The organism is Phyllobacterium sp. (assembly GCF_037994425.1).
Lineage (GTDB): Bacteria > Pseudomonadota > Alphaproteobacteria > Rhizobiales > Rhizobiaceae > Phyllobacterium.
On record NZ_JBBNAM010000415.1, the window covers coordinates 1 to 4,621 of the forward strand.

Consider the following 4,621-nt stretch of genomic DNA (forward strand, 5'->3'; position numbering starts at 1 on the left):
GTGCGCCGCGAAGACTTCCTGAAAGAATATCAGGGCAACGAGCTCGACCCCAATTGGCTGAAGGCCGTCTCCAACCTCACGACCCGCGGCTGGAAAGAGTTCACCAAGAACGAGAAGGACACGATCAAGAACCTTCGTACGGAAATCCAGAACATGGCGCAGGAAACCGCCATTTCGATCTCGGAATTCCGCCGCATCGTCAACCAGGTGCAGAAGGGCGAACGCGAAGCCGCGCTCGCCAAGAAGGAAATGGTCGAGGCCAATCTGCGTCTCGTCATCTCGATTGCGAAGAAATACACCAACCGCGGCCTGCAGTTCCTCGACCTCATCCAGGAAGGCAATATCGGCCTGATGAAGGCAGTCGACAAGTTCGAGTATCGTCGCGGCTACAAGTTCTCGACCTATGCGACCTGGTGGATTCGCCAGGCGATCACGCGTTCGATCGCCGATCAAGCGCGCACGATCCGTATTCCCGTGCACATGATCGAAACGATCAACAAGATCGTCCGTACATCGCGCCAGATGCTGCATGAGATCGGCCGCGAGCCGACGCCGGAAGAACTTGCTGAAAAGCTCGCCATGCCGCTCGAAAAGGTGCGCAAGGTCTTGAAAATCGCCAAGGAACCGATTTCGCTCGAAACGCCGGTCGGGGATGAAGAAGATTCACATCTCGGCGATTTCATCGAGGACAAGAATGCGCTTCTGCCGATCGACGCCGCCATCCAGGCGAATCTGCGCGATACGACGACGCGGGTTCTCGCATCGCTGACACCGCGTGAAGAACGCGTGCTGCGCATGCGCTTCGGCATCGGCATGAACACCGACCACACGCTCGAAGAAGTCGGCCAGCAGTTCTCGGTCACGCGCGAGCGCATTCGCCAGATCGAAGCTAAAGCACTACGCAAGCTCAAGCATCCGAGCCGTTCGCGTAAGCTGCGTTCGTTCCTCGACAGCTAATCTGTTGGGTTGATAAAATGAAACGGGATGGGTGAAAACCCATCCCGTTTTGCTTTGCGCTTGGTGGTGTATTGAACGACGGGGAGGTCGCCGGCCTGTTCCGTTCGACGCTAAAGCGACGGCTCGGTGGACTGCTTCGCGCCCTTGTCCTTCACCATCAGTTTGTCGATGTAGGCAAGGAACAGCGCCGAGAACACGAAGGTAAGGTGGATCAGCGTGAACCAGGTCAATTGTGTCGTGCTGAACTGTGTGAGGTTGAGAAAGACCTGCAAGAGATGGATCGAGGATATGGCGACAATGGTCGAAGCAACCTTGATCTTCAGCGATCCTGCATCGATCGTGCCGAGCCAATGGACCTCATCCGCTTGGTCGAAGCGGCTGACGAAGTTCTCATAACCGGAAATGATCACCATGACGACGAGGCTGGCGACGAGCGCCGCATCGATCAGTCCGAGCATTTTCAGGATCGTGTCGGTTTCATCGAGAACGGTGACCTTGGTGACGAAATCGATTAGTTTTCCGCCGAAGGAAAACGCATAGATCGCGAGCGCGAGGGCGAGGGCGAGGTAGAAGACCACCAGCAGCCAGCGCGAGGCGAGAATGATGTTTTCAACGAGAATTTCAATACGTTTCATAGTGTGGGTCCAATTTTACGAACTGGGCTCAGCCAATAGATAGTGAAATGAGGTTCAGCCCAACACATAGCAATCAAGGTTGCGAACACAACCCGCAACGACAAAAAACCCGGGCAATCGCCCGGGTTTTTATTTCACGGCTGTACGCCCATCAATTATTGCTGGCGACGGGGGCGACGAGCGGCGTGATGCGGCGGATGGCAACACGGCGGTTCTGTTGCTCGGGCGATTCCGTCCTGATCTTCAGGTAGCGCTCGCCATAGCCTTGCGTCGCCATGTTTTCCGGCGGGATGTCAAAGACGTTGGTCAGTGCCTGCGCCACCGATTCTGCACGCTTATCGGACAGGACGAGGTTTGCCTGGTCCGAACCCACCGCATCGGTGTGGCCCTCAATCAGGAAGGTTTCGGCCGGGTTCTTCTTCAGAGTTTGTGCCATCGCCTTGGCAACGCTATCCAGGCGCTCGATCTGGTCCTCGCCAATCTCCGCCGACCCGAAGGCGAAGGTAATCGTATCGAGATCGACGCGGCGGACCTTGTCGCGAATGCGCGCCGAGCGTTTGACTTCGTCGACCGAGTAGATGCGTTCGACACGCTCGACTGGCGGGCGGGCAAAGAAGTCATAGACCTCTTCCTCAGGGGCCTCCTCGGCATCGAGGATATAATCGCGCACCGGAATGTCGAGGCGTAGCTGTGGCAGGTCGTCGCCCGGATCGCGCCAAGTGATCCGCTCCTCACGGTCATAGTCGGGGGCATAGGTCAACAACACCTCGCGTCCGTCCGGGGTGATACGCGAACGCTGGATGACATCGCCGTAGCGATTACGGATTGTCACGATCTGCACGCCATTGTCACGGACGATGGTCTCCCGCGTCCGGCGACGCGGCAGGTCTTCGTAGTAGACGTCTTGGGCGTTGCGGGTCATCCGTGGACGATCGGAGCTTTCGACGAAGACATTGTTGTTGACCTCGACGATGGCGCGATTGTCATATTGCTTGATCACCTGCACATCGGCCGGCCGCTCGTCGCGCCGCGCCTGTTTGATACGGGTGCCCTTTTCAACGAGCACGGGTTCGATCTTAATCGGCGTGATCGCCTGCTGCACGTCTGCGTCACTCTTGGGAGCCGGGGCAGCCGGTGTTTCCGGCTGCTGGGCAACCGGCTGTTCCGTTGCCGAGGGAGCCTGTCCCGCCTGCTCGGATTTGGTGTTGCGTTTGCCTTGGCCCCGATCCTTCGCCTCGGTTCCTGGAGCCGGCTTGTCGCTGTCGAGAACTGGTGCAGCGTTTGCTGGGAGGGGGGACGCCTCCTGTGGGGCTGGCTGAGCGGCATCCGCAGGCGCGGGCGTTGCTTGCTGGCCGGTTGCAGTATCGGCTGGCTTGGCGGGCGTACTTTCGCCCGTCGCCTGATCAGGCGCTGTTGCAGGCTTTTCACCGGCGGGCTTGTCGGCCGTTGCGGGCGCCTCGGTCGCGGGCTGGGTTTGCTTTGCAGCCTCATCCGCGGCCTTCCTGGCATCTTCTGCCGCCTTTTCCGCCTGCTTGTCTGCGGCCTTCTGTGTGCTTTCCGCCTTCTTGCGCGCGTCCTCCTCGGCGGCCTTCTGCGCTTCCTCGGCCTTCGCAGCTTCGTGTTCAGTCGCCTTCTTGGCCTGTTCTGCCTGCTTTGCCGTTTCCTGCTCGGCCGCCTTTGCGGCATCGGACTCGGCAGCGGCTTTCTTTCGCGCTTCCTCCTCTACCGCTTTTTGCTGCTCCGCTGTTTTGTTGGCCTCGGCCTCGGCGTCGCGCTTTGCCTTGTTGGCATCTTCTGCGGCCTGCTTTTCGGCAGCCTTTGCCGCCTTGGCTTCTTCAGCCGCCTTGCGCTTTACTTCTTCCTCAACGGCCTTCTGCTGTTCGGCAGCCTTGTCAGCCTCAGCCTGGGCGGCACGCTTGGCTTCCTCGGCCTGCTGGGCGGCTTCCGCCTCCGCGGCCTTGGCGGCCTTGGCATCTTCCGCGGCCTTGCGGTTTGCCTCTTCTTCAACGGCTTTTTGCTGCTCGGCTGCCTTTTCGGCCTCGGCCTGCGCAGCGCGCTTGACCTCTTCGGCCTGCTGCTTCGCTTGCTCGTCAGCCTGCTGCTTTGCCTGTTCTTCCGCCTGTTGCACGGCCTTGCGCTTCAATTCCTCCTGCGCGGGATCTTCCTGCGCTGGCGCCGCCTGTTCGGCCTGCGCCAGAATCAGCGGCGTGTTGGAATTGGATGAAATGTAGGGCCGATTGAGCGGAGCCTGCTCGGCCATGGCCGAGGGAGAGGAGAAAAGAATTGCTGTGGAGGCAAAAAAGAGCGCTGTACGTTTCATTGTCATCCCTGTCTCGCGTTCCTTCTTGTTGAAACACGTCAAATGTTCGCGATCGCAACCTTGTTCCCGTTTGTGGCAACGGATTGTCCATTGCGATCTTCGTTGAGTTTCCATTGCCGATGGCAATGCGTCCGGCCCCGACGTTGACCGAACTGATCCCGGCCACGTTTGCAGCCTTTGCCTGTATGTGCCGTGAAGGGGCCGTTCATCTGGTGTTCATCTTTTAAGAATGGACGCGGCACTCGGTGCGATGTATTTCAGCGCATGCCTGCTGAACCTTTCTGGAAGATCAAAACCCTGGATGAGCTTAATCGCTCCGAATGGGAGAGCCTGTGCGACGGCTGCGGCCGCTGTTGCCTGCACAAGCTCGAAGATGAAGATACTGAAGAGATCTATTTCACCACCGTTGCCTGCACCCTTCTCGATGCCGGTACCTGCCAATGCTCGGACTATGTACACCGCAAGGCGAAGGTGCCCGATTGCGTGTTCTTGACTCCCGAGATCGTCCGCACCGTCGATTGGCCGCCTGAAACATGCGGCTATCGCCTGATCGACGAGGGCCGTGATCTTTACTGGTGGCATCCGCTGATATCTGGAAGTGCGGAAACCGTCCACGACGCCGGCATATCCGTACGCGGCAAAGTCACTGCCTATGACCACGAGATGAAGAGCGACGAGGATTATTTCGGTCACATGATGACGCTGGAAG

General features: G+C 58.8%; 4 protein-coding genes. 2 read left to right on the forward strand and 2 right to left on the reverse strand.

Going from position 1 to position 4,621, the window contains the following annotated elements; all coding sequences use genetic code 11:
* On the forward strand, positions 1–957 hold a 957-nt coding region (gene rpoD, locus AAAB35_RS27075; RefSeq protein ID WP_340671427.1), incomplete at its 5' end, for an RNA polymerase sigma factor RpoD.
* A gap of 110 nt (positions 958–1,067) precedes the next feature.
* Here rpoD and AAAB35_RS27080 read toward each other — a convergent pair.
* Positions 1,068–1,592, reverse strand: a complete 525-nt coding sequence (locus AAAB35_RS27080) for a TIGR00645 family protein (protein WP_340671428.1) — start codon at positions 1,590–1,592, stop codon at positions 1,068–1,070.
* Positions 1,593–1,743: 151 nt separating this feature from the next.
* The gene (locus tag AAAB35_RS27085; protein ID WP_340671429.1) at positions 1,744–3,912 is read right to left on the reverse strand and encodes an OmpA family protein; all 2,169 of its coding nucleotides are present in this window, start codon (positions 3,910–3,912) and stop codon (positions 1,744–1,746) included.
* Between the two features lie 264 nt (positions 3,913–4,176).
* On the opposite strand from AAAB35_RS27085, the gene AAAB35_RS27090 reads away from it, so the two are divergent.
* Positions 4,177–4,621, forward strand: a 445-nt coding sequence (locus AAAB35_RS27090; RefSeq protein WP_340671430.1) for a YcgN family cysteine cluster protein, incomplete at its 3' end; no start/stop codon positions are given.

Bases quoted from the DNA above. Each gene is read 5' to 3' on its own strand.
- AAAB35_RS27080 (WP_340671428.1), bottom strand. From the start codon at position 1,592: ATGAAACGTATTGAAATTCTCGTTGAAAACATCATTCTCGCCTCGCGC.
- AAAB35_RS27085 (WP_340671429.1), bottom strand. From the start codon at position 3,912: ATGAAACGTACAGCGCTCTTTTTTGCCTCCACAGCAATTCTTTTCTCC.